The sequence below is a fragment of the Pantoea sp. FN0307 genome, assembly GCF_050113815.1.
Classification (GTDB): Bacteria; Pseudomonadota; Gammaproteobacteria; order Enterobacterales; family Enterobacteriaceae; genus Mixta; species Mixta alhagi.
In genome coordinates, this window is sequence record NZ_JBNJSO010000001.1 from 482,222 (window position 1) to 500,153 (window position 17,932).

Consider the following 17,932-nt stretch of genomic DNA (forward strand, 5'->3'; position numbering starts at 1 on the left):
ATGCAAAAAATAACAGGTTTAAATAATAACCCAGACGAATCTCTCAAAGTTTACTCTTTTCCCGTTTTATAATATGCGCGCTGTTAAAAAGTAAAGCGTGTGTATCAGGTTAAATAAATACAGGAAACAGGTTAATGGATGTTTTAACGCAAAAAAATGATGACGGTATTGTTATTACGCTGCACAAACCAGGCGGTGAAGGTAAAAAACCGGTTATCGTTTTATGTCATGGGTTCTGCGGCATTCGAGAAATTCTGCTGCCAGCGTTTGCCGAGGCCTTTGTCGGGGCCGGTTTCGCGGCTATTACCTTTGATTACCGTGGATTTGGCGACAGTGACGGTGAGCGGGGCCGCCTGATCCCGGCAATGCAGATTGCCGACATTCTTTCCGTGATGCGCTGGGCTCAGCAGCAGCCAGAGCTTGATGCACAACGCATCGGTCTCTGGGGAACCTCTTTTGGCGGATGCCATGTCTTTGGCGCGGCGGCGGAAGCGTCAGAAATTAAATGTATTGTCAGCCAGTTGGCCTTTGCCGATGGTGAAGCGATCGTTAGCGGCCAAATGGATGAGCAAGAGAAAAACGCCTTTATTGCCACACTGGATAAAATGGCTGAAAAGCAGAAAAATAGCGGTAAAGAGATGATGGTGAGCGTCAACCGCGTATTAAGCGATGCCGAATCCAAAGCCTTTTTTGAAGAGAATCGGGCGCTTTATCCAAAGATGGATATTAAAATCCCGTTCCTGACGGTGCGCGAAACATTACAATATAAACCAGCTCTTTCTGCCGCTCAGGTCACATGCCCTTCGCTGGTGGTGATTGCCGAAAATGATACCGTTAATCCACCAGAGCAGGGCCGCGCTTTATTTGCCGCCATTGGTGCTCAGGAGAAGAAACTGTATGAGCAGGCCGATGCCCGTCATTACGATATCTATACCGGCGCACATTTCCAGCAGGTTATTCGCGTTCAGACAGAGTGGTTTAAAAAATATTTGTAACTGAGCAGGAGGCGGATAACCGCCAATCATCAGCTGGCGCGTTTGCGGTAGGGCGCTGGTTAAAAATTGATAAAAAAAGCCGGACAGTTAATGTCCGGCAGAATATAAGGGTAAAACAGCTCATTCAGGGTGAATGAAGGTAATAATGAAATAAAATGATGATAGCGGGATCTATTTTATAACCATCAATAAGAAATTTTTTATCATTCAGTGCTGATATCATGGTTATTTTTAACTCTCTGATAACCTGTAATAAAGATATTTCTTATCAAATAGTGCTTTATTTTTTAACGCTATGTGCTGTTTAAAAGTTCCACGTAATTTACATTTACCGATAAAAATAAAATATATAGAAACAGTTTTGGAAAATTAGTAGCATTTTCTTTATGGATTATTACTTCTGGCGATTGAACAATGAGCTGTCGACCGAAAAATAAACGCTCGACAAGCAGTGGCAATTATAAGGCACATAACCAGAGGGTAATAAAAATGAAACGTCATATTCTCTCCCTGATGGTCCCGGCGCTGTTAGTAGCAGGCTCCGCAGGCGCAGCAGAGATCTATAATAAAGACGGCAATAAACTTGACCTGTTCGGCAAAGTGGACGGTCTGCACTATTTCTCTGACAACGACGGCAGCGACGGCGACCAATCTTATTTGCGTTTCGGTTTTAAAGGCGAAACCCAAATCTCTGAGCAGCTGACCGGCTATGGTCAGTGGGAGTATCAGGTTGCTCTGAACCATTCCGAAAACGAAGGCACCGAAGATTCTTATACGCGTGTTGGCTTTGCCGGTATCAAATTTGGTGACGCAGGTTCGTTCGACTACGGTCGTAACTACGGCGTGGCTTATGACATCGGCGCATGGACCGATGTCCTGCCGGAGTTCGGCGGCGATACCTACGGCGCAGACAACTTTATGTTCCAGCGCGCTAACGGCGTAGCTACTTACCGTAACAACAACTTCTTCGGCCTGGTTGACGGCTGGAACTTTGCCGTACAGTACCAGGGCAAAAATGACAGCAACCCGGAAGAAGCTGGCAGCCGTAAAGCTGTAGCGCAGAACGGCGATGGCTGGGGCCTGAGCACCACTTACGACCTGGGCAACGGCCTGGGGCTGGGTGCGGCAATGTTCCAGTCTGACCGTACTAACTACCAGAACAGCGGTGCGATTCTGGGCAACGGCGACAAAGCGGAAGCGTATACCGGCGGCCTGAAATATGACGCAAACAACATCTACCTGGCGGCGATGTACACCCGTTCTTATAACGCTACCCGTTTCGGCGACGACGATCAGGCAGCCTACGGTTTTGCTGATAAAGCAGACAACTGGGAACTGGTTGCGCAGTATCAGTTCGACTTCGGTCTGCGTCCGTCCCTGGCTTATGTGACCTCTCGCGGTAAAGATATCCAGGGTTACGGCAAGCAGAACCTGAAAAAGTATATCGACGTAGGCGCGACTTACTACTTCAACAAAAACATGTCTACCTATGTTGATTATCAGATCAACCTGCTGGATGACAACGCGTTTACCGACGCAGCTGGTATCAACACCGATGACGTAGTGGCGCTGGGCCTGGTTTATCAGTTCTAATCATTCCCGCTTTCTGCAAGGCGACGCTCAGCGTCGCCTTTTTTACGCCTCGCTTTAGAGGGGCAGAACCCTCACTGTTTTGCGCGCCGGGCACCATTTTCAGCGCATCTCCCCACATACCTTCAAACCCTGTGCCGCCAGGCGTAAAGCTGCAACAGGCCAGAAGGCAGTATATCCATTGTTGGCGCGAGCCTGCATAGTGCATACGCATTTCCCCTAATAGCGTTAACCTGCCTGAATAAAGCACATCTCGTGCCATCTTTGTTTTGCCCGTTAATCCGGATTTAAGGCACATTTGTCAACATCGCCTGAGCAGAAATGGGGCAAAATGTGCCGCCACGGTGCGTCGTGCGTAGTGCCGCCTCGCCGAACAATACAACGACAGATGAAGATGAAAGCAATGAAAAAAAGAGCGCTGGCAGCGGTAATGCTGCTGGGATTGCTGGCGACGGGCTGTGAACGGCAGCAGACGCCGACGGATAACGGGCTGGTGCTGACAGGTAAAACCATGGGAACCCAATGGCGCGTTAGCCTGGCGGGCGTGTCAGCAGACCGACAAAAGGAGCTGCGTGCGAAAATTCAGCAGCAGCTGGACGAGGATGACCACGAGCTGTCAACGTGGAAAAAGGACTCCGTACTGTCGCGCTTTAACCAATCTCATGACCTCAGTCCGCAACCTATTAGCCAGGAGATGGCCAATATCGTCACAGTGTCGCTGCGTATTGGCAGGTTAACCCAGGGCGCGATGGATATTACCGTGGGGCCGCTGGTTAATCTGTGGGGTTTTGGTCCGGATAAACAGCCATTGCATACGCCGTCGCAGGCGGAGATCAATGCGGCGAAAGCGTTGACCGGCCTGCAACATTTGCAGGTGATTGAACGCGCCGACGGTGCTTATCTGCAGAAAGATTTACCGGGGTTGTATGTCGATCTTTCTACCATGGGAGAGGGCTTTGCTACCGATCATCTGGCGCGCCTGATGGAAAAGGAGGGCATCCATAACTATCTGGTCTCGGTTGGCGGCGCAGTACTGACGCGTGGCCGTAACACTGCGGGCAAAACCTGGCGGGTGGCGATTCAGAAGCCGACCGATCGTGAGAACGCTGTGCAGGCGCTGGTCAATTTACAGGGGCACGGCATCAGCACGTCAGGCAGCTACCGCAACTATTACGAGCTGGACGGCAGACGTATTTCGCACGTCATCGATCCGCAAAGCGGTCAGCCCATTGAACACCGTCTGGTCTCTGCGACCGTTATCGCCACTACCGCGCTGGAAGCGGACGGCTGGGATACCGGCCTGATGGTGCTGGGGACTGAAAAAGCCAAAGCGCTGGCGCTGCGGGAAAAGCTGGCGGTCTATCTGATTACCAAAGATAAAGAGGGTTTCAGCAGCTGGATGTCGCCACAGTTTCGCGCATTTATGTTGCAGGGCGCCTCTGCGTCCCGTTAGCATGCAACAAGGTTTACGGCGGAAAGCGGAGCGGCAATGTTAGATCTGTTTAGTGAAGAAGCCCCCTGGGCTGAGCCTCTGGCAGAGGGTGCGGTTATTCTGCGACGGCGTGCCCGCGAGCAGGCGGCCAGCCTGTTGGCGCAGATTGAAGAGGTAGCGCAGAGTAACCCTTTCCATCATCGCATTACGCCGGGCGGTCACCGCATGTCGGTGGCGATGACCAACTGTGGCGATCTCGGCTGGTCGAGCGATGCGCGCGGCTATCAGTATACCGGTGAAGATAATGAAACCGGACGCCGCTGGCCGCCGATGCCGCAGACGTTTCGTTTGCTGGCACAGGCGTGCGCGCAGGAGGCGGGCTTTAGCCATTTTCAGCCTGACGCCTGCCTGATTAACCGCTATGAACCGGGTGCAAAACTGTCGCTTCATCAGGATAAGGATGAAAAGGATCTGCGACAGCCCATCGTCTCGGTGTCTCTTGGTCTGCCGGCGGTGTTTCAGTTTGGTGGCTTTGAACGCGGCGATGCCGTTCAGCGTGTAATGCTGGAACATGGCGACGTAGTGGTATGGGGCGGCGCCTCACGGCTGCGTTTTCACGGTATCCTGCCGGTAAAAGCGGGCATTCATCCTCTGGCGGGCGCGTTCCGTTACAACCTGACTTTCCGCTGCGCGCGCTGAGGTTAGATCTGTATTATTCTGATTGAGAATTATTATTGCTATCGATTAGCTTCTCATTAAACTGCAGGCTGCTTTGTTTTTTATCAGGATGCAGTTATGGAGTTGCTCTCCGTCGTTTATAAACAGTACCGCTGGCCGTTTATTGCGATAATTGTGCTTAATCTGCTCAGTGCGGCGCTGGGTATCGGCATTATTGCTTACATTAACCGCGAGCTGATTGTCAGTATCAATGCTTCAATGGCGGTTCTGCCAACTTTTCTTGGCCTGTTGCTGCTGCTGATGGCGGTCACGCTGGCCTCACAGCTGGCGCTGACGCTGCTGGGACATCACTTTGTCTGGAAGCTGCGCGGTCAGTTTATCAAGCGTATCCTCGATACGCATATTCAACGTATTGAACAGATCGGCAGCGCACAGTTACTGGCGGGGCTCACCAGCGATGTGCGCAATATCACCATCGCCTTTGTGCGTCTGCCGGAGCTGATCCAGGGGATTATTCTGACCATCGGTTCGGCGGCTTATCTTGCCTGGCTGTCACCGGGGATGCTGGCAGTAACGGCAATCTGGGTTGCGGTGACCATTATCGGCGGCTGGTTGCTGGTTTCGCGTGTTTACAGCCATATGGCGAAGCTGCGCGAGACGGAAGATCGTCTCTATGCCGATTACCAGACAGTGATAGATGGCCGCAAAGAGTTGGCGCTGAACCGCACGCGCGCGCAGCAGATTTATGACACCGTTTATCAGGAAAATGCCAACGCTTACCGGCACCATATCGTGCGTGCCGATACCTTTCATCTCAGCGCGGTTAACTGGTCGAACATTATGATGCTGGGTGCGATCGGTATGGTGTTCTTTATGGCCAACGGTCTGGGATGGGCGAATACCGCCGTCGCCGCGACCTACTCTCTGATGCTGCTGTTTTTACGCACGCCGCTGCTGCAGGCGGTTGGTGCACTGCCAACGCTGTTAAGCGCCCAGGTGGCTTTTAATAAGCTGCGGAGCTTTCAGCTGGCGGAGTGGCACGAGCATTTCTCAACCACCTCCGCTGTCGCCGACTGGCAAACGCTGGAGTTGCGTGACCTGGTTTTCCATTATGGCGATAACGGTTTCAGCGTTGGGCCGATCAACCTGACGCTGAAGCGCGGCGAACTGGTATTTTTGATTGGCGGCAATGGCAGCGGAAAATCGACGCTGGCGATGTTGCTGACCGGTCTCTATCAGCCGGTTTCCGGCACCATTCTGCTTGATGGTGAAGCGGTAACGGATATTGAGCGTTACCGCCATCTCTTCTCTGCGGTTTTCACCGACGTCCATCTGTTTGATCGTCTTATCGGTCCTGACGCGCAGCCGGCCAGCCCGGTGCTGGTGCAACAGTGGCTGGAACGACTGAAAATGCAGGACAAGCTAAAACTGGATGGAAACAGGGTAGTGAACCTGCAGCTGTCGAAAGGGCAGAGCAAGCGTCTGGCGTTGCTGCTGGCAGCGGCGGAGCAGCGTGATATTCTGCTGCTGGATGAGTGGGCCGCCGATCAGGATCCCCATTTCCGCCGGGTTTTCTATCGTGAACTCTTGCCCTGGCTACAGCAAAGCGGCAAAACCGTTTTCGCCATCAGCCACGACGATCACTATTTTATCCATGCCGATCGGCTGCTGGAGATGCGCGAAGGGGAGCTGTACGAGTTAACAGGTAGTGAGAGAGAGAAGGCGACGCTGGATGCAGTTCAGCGCACCGATACCGGGCGTTAGGCGTGTACCGTAAGCCGGGGTATGCGAACGCAACCCCGGCCGAGTGTTGTCAGTCATTTGGCGGGATAGCGAAACCTTTTACCGACAGCACGAAGTGATGCTGAGAGCGGGTAATTTTTGCTCCACGCTCGCACCAGTGGCTGGCAAGATGGAAGAAATCATCGCTGTCTATTTCCCAGTCCAGTTCCACCTTGTTAACGCCTGAATGCAGCAGGGCTTCAGTATCCTGTATGTTTTTTGCTTTAACAGCCGCCATAGCCTGATTCCCGTTTCGTTAAGGTGGCAACAGGCTAGGAAAGATTTGTGACAATAATGTGAAGGTTTTATTAAGTTAAACCGCTTTGTGACAGGGCGCAGCATTTATCCGGCCCTGATTAACTGAAGGCTACCGGATAAAATCGCGATACTTTTCCTGATTTTCTACCAGCGGAAGGGGGAATTGTTCCTTACACAGAGGAACGGCTTTTAATATCCTTTCTCGCTTCCAGATATCCTTCCCTTCTGACATCAGTTCAGCGCTTTTTCTTGCCGGTAAAAGTGTGGGTAGATTCAACAATGACAAATTTATCAATATGAGGAGCCAGGACGTTGAGTCGTAACTCCAGCAGCATATCTTCGTCATAATAAAGAAAATAATCGTAAATCATAATGACCCAAATATGTGTCGCAGCATCGGGTGTCCTGCATTAAGGGGAAGGGCTGGAGAGATAGGCGGGCAGATGGTGGTGGTTAGCGCCTGAGCGCTAACCACAGAGTAAAAATATCAGGCACAGCGTGCTTTGCACGCTGTTTGGTGAAAACCAGGCCAGCCTCAGGCCTTCGGCTGGCATCAAATATTGTTCCGATCAGACGCGGAAAGTATCCACCATACCCCGTAAGGCATGAACCTGCTCCGCCAGCGACTGCGACGCGGTGCTGGACTCTTCAACCAGCGCGGCGTTGCTCTGCGTGACACCATCCATCTGACCTACCGCGACGCTGATCTGGGAGATCCCCTGCATCTGTTCTTTTGAAGCGAGCGCGATTTCATCCATCGCACTGGCCAGTTCGCTGACCATAGTGACCACGCTCATAATGCTGGCCGCAGTGCCGTCAGCAACCGTGACCCCTTGATCCACCAGTGTTACCGCCTCTTCGATAAGCCCTTTGATATCTCTTGCCGCCGTGGCGCTGCGCTGCGCCAGGGTGCGCACTTCGCCAGCGACTACCGCAAAACCGCGTCCCTGCTCGCCAGCGCGCGCTGCCTCAACGGCAGCATTCAGCGCCAGAATGTTGGTCTGGAACGCAATACCTTCAATGGTGCTGGTAATGTCCCTTACCTTCGCCGCGCTGAGAGAGATATCAGCCATGGTTTTGTTCATCTTGCGCACGCTCTCTTCCCCGTTACGGGCCAGAGTAGCGGTATCACGCGCCGACCCTGCCGTATGGCTGGCACCTGCCGTGTTGCTTTTCACCGTTGCTGTGAGCTGCTCCATGCTGGCAGCGGTTTCCTGCAGAGCGGCAGCCTGCTGCTCGGTACGTGCAGAAAGCTCGGTATTGCCGCGCGCGATTTCATCCGAGGCGAGTGAAACGGAAGCGGAGGCATCTTTAATCTGTGTGACCATCTCGCTCAGGCGCGTTTGCATACGCAACAGCGAGGCCAGCAGGCTGGTGGTATCGCCCGAACGCAACGACATGGTGGAGGTCAGATCGCCGTCTGCGATGGCCGCTGCCAGCGTCTGCGCCTGCGCCGGTTCACCGCCTAACTGTCGCATCAGGCTCCGTACGGTTATAAAACCTGTTGCCGCCGCCAACGCTATCGACACTGCTACCAGCACGCTCAGGAAAATAAAGGTACGCGTGATTTCGTCGCTGCTATCCGTAACCGCATTGCGGGCGTTTTGCATTTGCACATTGGTCATGATGTTTAGCGCGTCGAGCAACTTATTTTGCGCCGGACGCGTTACGGTCATCAGGTAGGTGGTTGTCTCCTGCTGCAGGTTTTGCAAGCCGAGCTGTCCCGCTTTTTCATAGGCGTTAAATGCCGCCTCTTCATTATCCAGCACCTTGCGGAAGGCATCGCGTCCTGCCGACGTCGAATCAATTTTCATTATCTGCGACAGTTCTTCGCGATTATGAATGTAAAGCTGCTTTTGCTTCTGCAGACGCTCCCACTCCGGCTGCATTGCCTTTGGATCACTCAGCAGCGCCAGGTTGCGGACGGCAATAGCCATATCCCGAATGCTGCCGCGCATATCAAGGATCAGCTGATATTTTTTCATCTTAACGTTCACCGTATCGTCCATGCCTTCCCGAGCATTAGTCAGGGCATGCAGCGCTACGCCAGCGCAAAGAACTAACAGTAAGATAAGCAGGCCATATCCAGCCGCAAGTCGGGTCGATAATTTCATGAGGGTTTACCTGGATGATTAATGAACGTTGTTACTATCGGCCTGCGGTAAAAAGTTTATAGATCCCCTCATTAAAGAAATTAATAAGCGAATGATTGCTCAGGGAAAATATTTCGTTGCGTAAAGAAAATACGTAACCATAGAGAGATATCGAACCTGTCAAACAAGTGTTTCGCAGTGTATTGAGTCAGCCAGGGCGGATTTAACGGTACTTTTTGGGCACCAGTTTAAGCATTATGTATACAGCCAGTAGTGTCAGGCCAATATAGATGCCTCGTTCTGTCCAGGTCTCAAAATGGAAAAACCAGTAGGCGCACAGGAATACGAGCAATCCACCGATTAGTGAACCAGCGTAATGCAGGAGTATGCGAATAGCGGTCTCGTGTTTTGCATCATTTTTGTTTGAGTTCATTATCTACCGCATCGAGAATTCGGTTAAAGGCTGGCGTTCCGTTAGTCCATTTCACATGTAACGCTTCTACAAAGGGTTGCAAAGCTGGCTCAAGTAAAAAATAAAGTAAATCATAATTGTGAGCTCGTAGAGCTTTATAAACCTCAGGAGCGTAATTTTGAAGCCGTAGGGACGTATAAATACTGCGTTCCGCCATTCCTCCGGCCAGTAATACATTACCAACGACACTACCACGTATGCCGACAAAAAAGCCTGAATTTTGTGCAATAGCTTGTGCTAATCGTCCAGAAATCAGCGTATTAGTCGTGGCTCTGCCCGCAATGGAAAACAGCGTTTTACTGTAGATACTGTTCTGTTTTTCTTGCGGGACATATTGATTAAAAGCCTCAAACACGATCTCAATGGTTTTAATGAAATTATGATTCTTCAAAATGCCATAGCGAATCGCTGTCACTATCCTGATGCGTTCGGTTTCCCGAATATACCGTGAGTCAGTATCTATAAAGCCATATGCCAGATAACCAATATCTTTTGGTACTGAAAGCACGCCATTCCAGAAGCCGAAAGCTGAATCGGGTGAGATGAGTATTTTTACTATACGCTGCGCTATTTCCCTGTAGTTGCTCATACCTTAATTCCTTTCAGGTAGATAAAAATCAAACTGAATTTATCAGATTTTTAAGGCCAGAAAAATATAAACGAAAGGATGTGTGAGTTAACAGGGCGGTATAGGGTCCTGAAAACTACCTGTGCAGAAATTTACCCTGCAATATCAGAATGCTGCTGGGCTTCTGCCGTCCGGTATTTTCAGGAAGAAAAAAACCAGCCGGTTAGGGCTGGTTTTTTAGGGAATTTGGTCGGCACGAGAGGATTTGAACCTCCGACCCCTGACACCCCATGACAGTGCGCTACCAGGCTGCGCTACGTGCCGATATGTGGACGCTATACTACCTGGAATCTCGCTAAATGCAAGACGCCGGCTTTCTAACTGCTTTATTAATAATCAGTTAGCGATAAAGCGTTTCTCGTCTGTCAGCACTTGCAGCAGCAGTGCCAACTGCGGCTTATGATCCTTCAATTGCTGACCTTCGCGGTTATAAGCCTGATAGCTGCCGTTAGCATCCAGCACCAGCGTAATTTGCGACGTGGTGACAATGAGCCGATCGTTATCCGCACTGGTAACCCAGTCATGGCGACGTCTGGCAGCAAACAGATCCTCTCCCTGCGAATACTCCGCAGGGGGCGTGCTGACATGCAGCAGGCGTTGCATTAATGTCGTCATAACATCCTGATGATCGGTCAGCTTGTTGATGGTTTGCGCTGGCGTTTTCGGCCAGTGGATCAGCAACGGAACCTGCAGGGCAGGGCGGGCATCATTACTCTGCTGAGCATGCAACGTAACGGCCTGCTGAGCGGTGATCACCACCACGGTATTATCCAACAGTCCTTTTTGCTGCAGCGTGGCTAATACCTGACCGATCTCGCTATCAATTTCTTTGGCGTTACGGCTATAGCGCTGCGCGCGCTGTTTAGCGCCATCCGGCAGATCGCTCAGCCCGGTATAGGAAATCCATGAGAACCACGGCGCGCGGCCTGACGGCAGCGAACCGAGCCAGCGCTGCCATTGCCCGGTAGTCTGACTGTTGGGCTGATCGCCTGCCAACGGCAGAGAAAAATCAGCCAGCAGCGCCTGACGATAAAGCGGCGAGCTGAAACCATCAGAGGCAAACAAGCCAAACTGATAGCCTTGCTGACTTAGCGCATTAATAAAGGCAGAAGGGATACGCGAGGCCAGTACCCCATCCATATAGCTGGGAGAAATGCCGTAAAACAGGCCAAACAGGCCGCTATCCGGCGAGCTGCCCGCAGTAAAATGCTGGTTGAAACGTACGTTCTCTTCCCCGAAGCGCGTCAGGTTAGGCAGCGTCTTAGGTAGAGAAGCCTGATTAAGACCGTCAACAGTAATCACCAGCAGATTTTGACCGGAGCCGCCGTCGCTAAAGCGAATATCGCTCAGCGGATAAGCCACAGAAACCGCTTCCGGATTGCCCTGCTGCATCAGACGGCGTTGATATTCCTGTGCATCCAGTAAGCCATGCTTTTCCAGAAAACGGCGGGCGGTCATCGGATAAGAGAGCGGCAAGTTAGCGCGCTGCATGGTGATCGGGCGATAGAAGTTGGCGTCTGCCCAGATATAAAGCAGGTGGCTGGCAAAAAAGGCGCTAATAAACAGCGCGGCCAGCGGCTTGCCAAAGCTGCGGCGGTTAAGGCTACGCAGCTTTTGCCAGCTCCAGGTGGCGAACAGCATCTGCACCAGAAAAATAGCCGGCACGCTGATAAACATCAGCTGCCAGTCTCGCGCCATTTCGCTTTGATCCGGGTTAACGACCAGCTCCCAGACCACCGGATTCAGGTGAAGATGGAAACGGTTAAACACGGTACTGTCAACCAGCAGCAGCGTAAGCCCGGCGGTGGCGACAATAGCGGATAAAAAGCGCAGCAAACGCTGCGACATCACCACAAATGTGAGGGGAAAGATCAGCAGCAGATAGGCCGCAAAAACAATGAAGCTGAAGTGGCCGATCCAACTGGTAAACGCGTAAACGCGCCCCGCCAGTGAACCGGGCCAGTCAGCAACCAGCAGATAACGGCTGCCCAGCAGGGTAGCAAAAATGATATTAAACAACGCGAACCAGTGCCCCCAGCTAATCATCTGGGAGACTTTTTCACGGTAGCGTTGCCGATTGGTAACCATATTTGCGGTCAGATCATCACATTAATGGGCTTTATCTTCGCGCACTGAGGCTTGCAGCGCATCAGCGAAGGAACGGGCCAGCGCACGACGCTGTGCAGGCGCTACGCTGGTATTGATTAAGTTGGTGACCATGTTTCCCAGCACCATCAGGGAAAGATCGGTTGGTGCCTGGTTTGATTCCAGCACCTGCACCAGCTGCGCGAGGATCTGCTCCACGCGTTCGTCACTATAACGGGATGATTGTGGCATAACCTTAACTAATACGTATTGAAAAGGCGGTATCTTACCGTAAGCACGCCTTTTTTTCTGCACTTTTATCGTGTCCGTAGCGTTAAACTTCGGCAACGCTTCCGGATGATGAAGTCGCCAGTTGATCGCAAGGGCGCGGGGTGTTTGAATACGCGCCTGAAGCTTAAAGGAGAGTCTAACATGAGTCTGGATATCGACCAGATTGCCCTGCATCAGTTGATCAAACGTGATGAGCAAACGCTGGAACTGGTGCTGCGTGATAGCCTGCTGCCCGCCACCCAGGCCGTGTCGGAACTGGTGGAAGAGCTGCACCGGATCTACAGCGCGAAAAGCAAAGCGTTTGGCCTGTTTAACGCCGAGAGCGAACTGGCGCAAACCCTGCGGGAATGCCGCGATGGCCAGCAGGATTTTCTGGCCTTCAGCCGGGCCGCGACCGGACGGCTGCGCGATGAACTGGCAAAATATCCTTTTGCCGAAGGCGGCATTGTACTGTTTTGCCACTACCGCTATCTGGCGGTGGAGTATTTATTGATCGCCGTACTGAACAGTCAAAGCAGCATGCGCGTTAATGAGCAGCTTGATATCAGCAGCGTTCACTACCTGGATATTAACCACGCCGATATCGTTGCGCGCATTGATTTAACCGAATGGGAAACGAATCCGGAATCCACGCGTTATTTGACCTTCCTGCGCGGGCGCGTCGGGCGTAAGGTCGCTGATTTCTTCATGGATTTTCTGGGAGCCAGCGTAGGGCTGGATACCAAAGCGCAGAACCGGGGATTACTGCAGGCGGTGGACGACTACTGTGCCGAATCCAGCCTGGATAAAGCCGAGCGGCAAAACTATCGCCAGCAGGTCTACAGCTACTGTAACGAACAGCTGCAGGCGGGCGAAGAGATTGCCATTGAAGAGCTGGCGCGCGAGTTGCCGCCGCTGGGGGAAAAGAACTTTCAGCAGTTTACTCAGGAGCAGGGATACGAACTGGAAGAGAGCTTCCCGGCAGATCGCACTACGCTGCGTCAGCTGACCAAATTTGCCGGCAGCGGCGGTGGGCTAACCATCAATTTTGATGCCATGCTGCTGGGCGAGCGTATCTTCTGGGATCCGGCGACCGATACCCTGACCATCAAGGGCACGCCGCCAAATCTGCGCGATCAGCTGCAGCGTCGCACTGGCGGGCAGTAAACGCGAGCGCGTGGGTTACTGCCCGCGCGCAGGCATAAAAAAACGCCGCAGATGCGGCGTTTTTTTTGGGTCCGAAACGCGATTAAACGCGAACGAAGTCCATGTGGTGCAGTTTTGGCTTGAACGGGTGACGCTGTACAGCCTGCACTTTAACTTTGGTCTCTTTACCATCGACAACCAGAACCAGTTCGTCGGTGTAGAAGCCAGGCTTAGCCTGCAGGTTCAGCACAGAGTCGTGATCCAGTTCGATAGAAACTGCTGCTTCCTTGCCACCATAGATGATAGCCGGGAATTTGTTAGCAGCACGCAGGCGGCGGCTCGCACCCTTACCCTGCTCTTTACGTTCAGTTGCTTTGATAGTTAACATGGTAACTCTCTTTAATAAATGATCCTGCTACAGGCGACCCAGCAGCAGGTTGGATTGTTCAGCTCTTGTCAGACAAAAGCGCGCGGCATTATAGCGATGTTTAGCCGCCGGGGCAAACGGAAGTGCTGAAGCCTGCGCGCCTGGCGCAGCTCATTAGCGCAGCTCATTAGCGCAGCTCATTAGCGCGGCGATAGCGGCCCTGATAATCGAATACCTTTTCCCGCACCTGCCAGAACTGCCCGCGTGCGCGTGCCACGACAAAGTCGGGATGACGCAGCAGCGGCTGCAGCGCGACCACGTCACGGGCGCTTTGCCAGCCGAGCGGTACGCCAGGCGCGCGCTGATGCGGCCGCATAAACAGTTGCTCAAAGGTAGTGCGCTGGGCCGACGTTTGTAGGCGGAAGCGTTCGCTAACGCTGGTGCCATCCTCATCGTAATAGGTGGCCTTCAGCCATTCACCTTTATCGTCACGGCCCGCCTCAAGCGTCATGCCGCCGCAGCGTAACACCAGCGCATCCTTGAGCTTCAGCGCGGCTTTCAGCATATCATCGGGATCGACCAGCACCGCATCGCACTCATGGCAGCGGCGCGCGGCAATATCATTTTCCGCGTTGCAGTGCGGACAGCTTTTAAAGCGAAAACGATAGTCGCACTGTTCACGATTCCCTTCGTCATCCTCCAGCACGCCCTGGCAGCGGCGACCAAAGTGCTCGATCAAGGTGCCGTCAGCGGTGGTTTTGCCCCAGAAAGTATTGGCGAAGCCGCAGGCCGGGCAAAATACCTGCACCGGCTGGTTATCGCTCTGACCTTTCGGCGCGCCCACTTCCGGCGTAAAAAGATCGTGCGGGTTACCGGCATAATCCAGAATCAGGCAGTCGCTCTTTCCTTCACACAGACGCAGTCCACGCCCCACAATCTGCTGGTAGAGGCTGATCGATTCGGTAGGACGCAAAATCGCGATCAGGTCGACATGCGGCGCGTCAAAGCCGGTGGTTAACACCGCGACATTAACCAGATATTTGATCTGCTGCTGTTTGAACGCATTGATTAGCGCATCGCGCTCCGGCCCTGGCGTGTCGGCGCTGACCAGCGCTTTACCTTCCGGCAGCAGCGACAGCACCTCTTTGGCATGTTCAACGGTGGCGGCAAAAATCATTACGCCTTTACGCTCGGCGGAAAATTCTACGATCTGGCTAATAATATGCGGCGTAATACGCTGCTGCTGTTTTAGCTCGCGGTTAAGATCGGCTTCGGCAAACAGGCCGTTACCCTGGGCGCTCAGGCGGCTGAAATCGTACTGCACCACCGGCATATCCAGGCGTTCCGGCGGCACCAGAAAGCCATGCTTGATCATATAACGCAGCGGCAGTTCATAAATGCAGTCATGGAACAGGGCGCGCTCGTCGCCGCGCACCATGCCATGATAGTGAAACCGATAGATCCAGCCTTTGCCGAGACGATAGGGCGTTGCGGTCAGCCCCAGCAGCCGCAACTGAGGATTATGCTGACGCAGATGCGTAAGGATCTGCTGGTACTGGCTGTTTTCATCGTCGCCGATGCGATGACACTCATCGACAATCAGCAGCGAAAAGGCGCTGTCGAACAGCGGCAGATTACGCGCCACCGACTGAACGCTGCCAAATACCACTTTGCTTTTACTCTCTTTGCGCGCCAGTCCGGCAGCGAAAATATCCGCTTCCAGCCCCAGCGCCAGATATTTGCTGTGGTTTTGCGCCACCAGCTCTTTAACGTGAGCCAGCACCAGCACGCGTCCGCGCGCCAGCCGCGCCAGTTCGGCAATCACCAGACTTTTACCGGCGCCGGTGGGCAGCACGATAACCGCAGGCTGTTGGGAGCGGCGGAAGTGGTTAAGCGTGGCTTCAACCGCTTCCTGTTGATAAGGACGCAGAGTAAACGACATGAGCAGAATTGATTTTGGAAACCGGCCCATATTATGCCATGAAAGCGGGTGAAACGGCATTTCACTCTGTCCGCTGCTGACAACTCCAGGTATACTTAGCGCTCTTAATGCGCCGCAGGCGTATCTCTCCAGGTCAGACAACAGGCATCAAAACAGTAATGCGACTTGATAAATTTCTTTCTCAACAACTGGAAGTTAGCCGAGCCATCGCCGCACGGGAACTGCGGGCCAAACGCGTAACGGTAGACGGCGAAATTGTACGCGACGGCGCATTTAAAGTGCTGCCGGAACACCAGGTAGAATATGAAGGTAATCTGCTCCAGCTTCAGGTCGGGCCGCGCTATTTTATGCTGAACAAACCGCAGGGCTATGTCTGCTCTACCGACGATCCCGATCATCCTACCATTCTCTATTTTATTGAGGAGCCGACCGCATGGAAACTGCATGCGGCAGGGCGTCTTGATATTGACACCACCGGGCTGGTGCTGCTCACCGATGACGGCCAGTGGTCGCATCGCATTACCTCGCCGCGTCACCATTGTGAAAAAACGTATCGGGTCACGCTGGAGCATCCGCTACGGGAAGATACCGCGCAGCTGTTTGCTGAGGGCGTGCAGCTGCATGGAGAAAAAACGCTGACTAAACCGGCCACGCTGGAGGTGCTTAGCGAAACAGAGGTGCGTCTGACCATCAGCGAAGGGCGCTATCACCAGGTAAAACGTATGTTTGCCGCGATAGGCAACCATGTGGTGGCGCTGCATCGTGAGCGCATCGGCGAGATTACGCTGGATGACGATCTGGAGCCGGGCGAATACCGCCCGCTGACCGAGGAAGAGGTCGCCAGCGTCGGCGCGCCGCGTTAACCATGACATCTGTGGCATAAGCTGACAAAAGGAGCAGAGGTTGCGTAAGGAAAAAAATTCCTCGATCGGGCTGGTGATTATCCTTGGCCTGCTGGCGATGTTAATGCCTTTATCGATCGATATGTATTTGCCAGCGATGCCGCAGATCGCCAGGGAATTTGGCGTGTCCGCCGGCAGCGTACAGATGACGCTTAACGTCTATATCCTGGGCTTTGCGCTGGGACAGCTGGTATATGGCCCGCTGGCGGACAGTTATGGCCGCAAGCCGGTGATCACCATCGGCACGCTGATTTTTGCGCTGGCTGCGGCCGCCTGTGCCCTGTCACAAAGCATTGAGCAGCTGATTAATATGCGGTTTCTGCACGGCCTTTCGGCGGCAGCGGCCAGTGTGGTAATTAACGCGCTTATGCGTGACGCTTTCTCGAAAGAGGAGTTTTCACGCATGATGTCGTTTGTCATGCTAGTAACCACCATTGCGCCGCTGCTGGCACCGATTATCGGCGGCTGGCTGCTGGTGCTGTGGAGCTGGCATGCGATTTTCTGGAGTCTGTCGCTGGCGGCGCTGGCGGTCACGGTAATGGTCGCGACGCAAATTCGCGAAACGCTACCAAAAGAGCAGCGCCAGCGCTTTCATTTACGCACCACGCTACGCAATTTTCTGTCGCTGTTTCGCCATAAGCGCGCCTTTAGCTACATGATGGCCAGCGGCTTCTCGTTTGCCGGGCTGTTTTCATTTCTTAACGCCGGGCCGTTTGTTTATATCGAAGTTAACCATGTCTCGCCGCAGAACTTTGGCTACTACTTTGGGTTAAACGTAGTGTTCCTGTTTATTATGACGCTGATTAACAGCCGCTCGGTGCGCCGCTTTGGTGCGCTGGCAATGTTTCGATTTGGCCTGCTGATCCAGTTTGCTATGGGCATCTGGCTGCTGGTGGTCAGCGCGTTCGATCTCGGTTTTCTGCCGCTGGTGTTTGGCGTGGCGCTGTTTATCGGCTGTGTGGCGATGGTTTCCTCTAACGCGATGGCGGTAATTCTGGATGAGTTTCCTCATATTGCCGGCACCGCATCGTCGCTGGCAGGCACGCTGCGCTTTGGTGTGGGCGCGTTGGTAGGCGCACTGCTCTCTATGGCTAATTTTACCACCGCCTGGCCGATGGTATGGTCAATAGCCTTATGCGCCACCTGTTCGCTGCTGCTGTTTAGCTATGCCAGCCGCGCGCATAAGCACACGCAGGCAAGTTAACGTTCTTCGCCCTGGCAAAAGTGCGGTTTGTTGATTATATGTAAAAGTATAGGCGTGTAAAAGTTACAGGGATGAAGCAAAAGTGGTT

Annotated in this window: 15 protein-coding genes, 1 tRNA gene and 1 pseudogene; 8 read left to right on the forward strand and 9 right to left on the reverse strand. The window is 53.1% G+C overall.

Annotated features, from left to right (window positions below):
* Positions 1 to 134 precede the first annotated feature (134 nt).
* The 5 genes from uilS to ACQE3Z_RS02250 all read left to right on the forward strand — a co-directional run bounded on the left by uilS (position 135) and on the right by ACQE3Z_RS02250 (position 6,459).
* A complete protein-coding gene (gene uilS / locus ACQE3Z_RS02230) occupies positions 135 to 995 on the forward strand; it encodes a UilS family quorum-quenching N-acyl-homoserine lactonase (RefSeq protein WP_426971937.1) in 861 nt (286 codons plus the stop codon).
* A 489-nt stretch (positions 996 to 1,484) separates the two neighbouring features.
* Positions 1,485 to 2,588, forward strand: a complete 1,104-nt coding sequence (gene ompC, locus ACQE3Z_RS02235) for a porin OmpC (RefSeq protein WP_426971938.1) — start codon at positions 1,485 to 1,487, stop codon at positions 2,586 to 2,588.
* Positions 2,589 to 2,988: 400 nt separating this feature from the next.
* Complete coding sequence (apbE, locus tag ACQE3Z_RS02240; RefSeq protein WP_426971940.1) at positions 2,989 to 4,038, forward strand: FAD:protein FMN transferase ApbE; 1,050 nt, start codon at positions 2,989 to 2,991, stop codon at positions 4,036 to 4,038.
* A gap of 36 nt (positions 4,039 to 4,074) precedes the next feature.
* Positions 4,075 to 4,716: a DNA oxidative demethylase AlkB gene (alkB, locus tag ACQE3Z_RS02245; RefSeq protein ID WP_426971941.1), complete on the forward strand. Its 642-nt coding sequence runs from the start codon at positions 4,075 to 4,077 to the stop codon at positions 4,714 to 4,716.
* A 96-nt stretch (positions 4,717 to 4,812) separates the two neighbouring features.
* Positions 4,813 to 6,459 (forward strand): multidrug ABC transporter permease/ATP-binding protein, encoded by a 1,647-nt coding sequence (locus ACQE3Z_RS02250; protein ID WP_426971942.1) that lies wholly within the window; start codon positions 4,813 to 4,815, stop codon positions 6,457 to 6,459.
* Positions 6,460 to 6,508: 49 nt separating this feature from the next.
* Here the strand turns inward: ACQE3Z_RS02250 and ACQE3Z_RS02255 are convergent, their stop codons facing one another.
* From ACQE3Z_RS02255 to ACQE3Z_RS02285, 7 genes and pseudogenes are all read right to left on the reverse strand, one after another.
* Positions 6,509 to 6,715, reverse strand: coding sequence for a hypothetical protein (locus ACQE3Z_RS02255; RefSeq protein WP_085071069.1), 207 nt, complete (start codon positions 6,713 to 6,715; stop codon positions 6,509 to 6,511).
* Positions 6,716 to 6,977: 262 nt separating this feature from the next.
* Positions 6,978 to 7,106: pseudogene (locus tag ACQE3Z_RS02260) on the reverse strand (benzoate transporter); the annotation flags it as partial.
* Positions 7,107 to 7,304: 198 nt separating this feature from the next.
* Positions 7,305 to 8,849 (reverse strand): methyl-accepting chemotaxis protein, encoded by a 1,545-nt coding sequence (locus tag ACQE3Z_RS02265; RefSeq protein ID WP_426971943.1) that lies wholly within the window; start codon positions 8,847 to 8,849, stop codon positions 7,305 to 7,307.
* 392 nt (positions 8,850 to 9,241) lie between these two features.
* The gene (locus ACQE3Z_RS02270; protein WP_426971944.1) at positions 9,242 to 9,889 is read right to left on the reverse strand and encodes a hypothetical protein; all 648 of its coding nucleotides are present in this window, start codon (positions 9,887 to 9,889) and stop codon (positions 9,242 to 9,244) included.
* Between the two features lie 226 nt (positions 9,890 to 10,115).
* Positions 10,116 to 10,192, reverse strand: a tRNA-Pro gene (locus ACQE3Z_RS02275).
* 72 nt (positions 10,193 to 10,264) lie between these two features.
* Entirely contained in the window at positions 10,265 to 12,016 is a 1,752-nt protein-coding gene (yejM, locus tag ACQE3Z_RS02280; protein ID WP_426971945.1) for an LPS biosynthesis-modulating metalloenzyme YejM, read from the reverse strand.
* Positions 12,017 to 12,037: 21 nt separating this feature from the next.
* Positions 12,038 to 12,265, reverse strand: a complete 228-nt coding sequence (locus tag ACQE3Z_RS02285) for a YejL family protein (protein WP_085071075.1) — start codon at positions 12,263 to 12,265, stop codon at positions 12,038 to 12,040.
* A gap of 180 nt (positions 12,266 to 12,445) precedes the next feature.
* Here ACQE3Z_RS02285 and yejK point away from each other — a divergent pair, with 180 nt between their 5' ends.
* Entirely contained in the window at positions 12,446 to 13,450 is a 1,005-nt protein-coding gene (yejK, locus tag ACQE3Z_RS02290) for a nucleoid-associated protein YejK (RefSeq protein WP_250650398.1), read from the forward strand.
* Between the two features lie 82 nt (positions 13,451 to 13,532).
* Here yejK and rplY read toward each other — a convergent pair whose 3' ends face one another.
* Together rplY and ACQE3Z_RS02300 are read right to left on the reverse strand one after the other, a co-directional pair.
* Positions 13,533 to 13,817: a 50S ribosomal protein L25 gene (gene rplY / locus ACQE3Z_RS02295; RefSeq protein ID WP_250650397.1), complete on the reverse strand. Its 285-nt coding sequence runs from the start codon at positions 13,815 to 13,817 to the stop codon at positions 13,533 to 13,535.
* Positions 13,818 to 13,983: 166 nt separating this feature from the next.
* Positions 13,984 to 15,738 carry a DEAD/DEAH box helicase gene (locus tag ACQE3Z_RS02300; RefSeq protein WP_426971946.1) on the reverse strand — a complete coding sequence of 585 codons (1,755 nt, stop codon included), beginning with the start codon at positions 15,736 to 15,738 and terminating at the stop codon, positions 13,984 to 13,986.
* A gap of 158 nt (positions 15,739 to 15,896) precedes the next feature.
* On the opposite strand from ACQE3Z_RS02300, the gene rsuA reads away from it, so the two are divergent.
* Entirely contained in the window at positions 15,897 to 16,601 is a 705-nt protein-coding gene (gene rsuA, locus ACQE3Z_RS02305; protein WP_250650395.1) for a 16S rRNA pseudouridine(516) synthase RsuA, read from the forward strand.
* Between the two features lie 40 nt (positions 16,602 to 16,641).
* Complete coding sequence (locus ACQE3Z_RS02310) at positions 16,642 to 17,844, forward strand: Bcr/CflA family multidrug efflux MFS transporter (RefSeq protein WP_426971948.1); 1,203 nt, start codon at positions 16,642 to 16,644, stop codon at positions 17,842 to 17,844.
* Positions 17,845 to 17,932: the final 88 nt, after the last annotated feature.

What these genes read in the sequence shown, in the direction of transcription:
- alkB (WP_426971941.1), top strand. Translation starts at nt 4,075, where the DNA reads ATGTTAGATCTGTTTAGTGAAGAAGCCCCCTGGGCTGAGCCTCTGGCA.
- ACQE3Z_RS02265 (WP_426971943.1), bottom strand. Translation starts at nt 8,849, where the DNA reads ATGAAATTATCGACCCGACTTGCGGCTGGATATGGCCTGCTTATCTTA.
- yejK (WP_250650398.1), top strand. Translation starts at nt 12,446, where the DNA reads ATGAGTCTGGATATCGACCAGATTGCCCTGCATCAGTTGATCAAACGT.
- ACQE3Z_RS02285 (WP_085071075.1), bottom strand. Translation starts at nt 12,265, where the DNA reads ATGCCACAATCATCCCGTTATAGTGACGAACGCGTGGAGCAGATCCTC.
- ACQE3Z_RS02300 (WP_426971946.1), bottom strand. Translation starts at nt 15,738, where the DNA reads ATGTCGTTTACTCTGCGTCCTTATCAACAGGAAGCGGTTGAAGCCACG.
- rplY (WP_250650397.1), bottom strand. Translation starts at nt 13,817, where the DNA reads ATGTTAACTATCAAAGCAACTGAACGTAAAGAGCAGGGTAAGGGTGCG.
- apbE (WP_426971940.1), top strand. Translation starts at nt 2,989, where the DNA reads ATGAAAAAAAGAGCGCTGGCAGCGGTAATGCTGCTGGGATTGCTGGCG.
- ACQE3Z_RS02255 (WP_085071069.1), bottom strand. Translation starts at nt 6,715, where the DNA reads ATGGCGGCTGTTAAAGCAAAAAACATACAGGATACTGAAGCCCTGCTG.
- ACQE3Z_RS02270 (WP_426971944.1), bottom strand. Translation starts at nt 9,889, where the DNA reads ATGAGCAACTACAGGGAAATAGCGCAGCGTATAGTAAAAATACTCATC.
- ompC (WP_426971938.1), top strand. Translation starts at nt 1,485, where the DNA reads ATGAAACGTCATATTCTCTCCCTGATGGTCCCGGCGCTGTTAGTAGCA.
- uilS (WP_426971937.1), top strand. Translation starts at nt 135, where the DNA reads ATGGATGTTTTAACGCAAAAAAATGATGACGGTATTGTTATTACGCTG.
- yejM (WP_426971945.1), bottom strand. Translation starts at nt 12,016, where the DNA reads ATGGTTACCAATCGGCAACGCTACCGTGAAAAAGTCTCCCAGATGATT.
- ACQE3Z_RS02250 (WP_426971942.1), top strand. Translation starts at nt 4,813, where the DNA reads ATGGAGTTGCTCTCCGTCGTTTATAAACAGTACCGCTGGCCGTTTATT.
- rsuA (WP_250650395.1), top strand. Translation starts at nt 15,897, where the DNA reads ATGCGACTTGATAAATTTCTTTCTCAACAACTGGAAGTTAGCCGAGCC.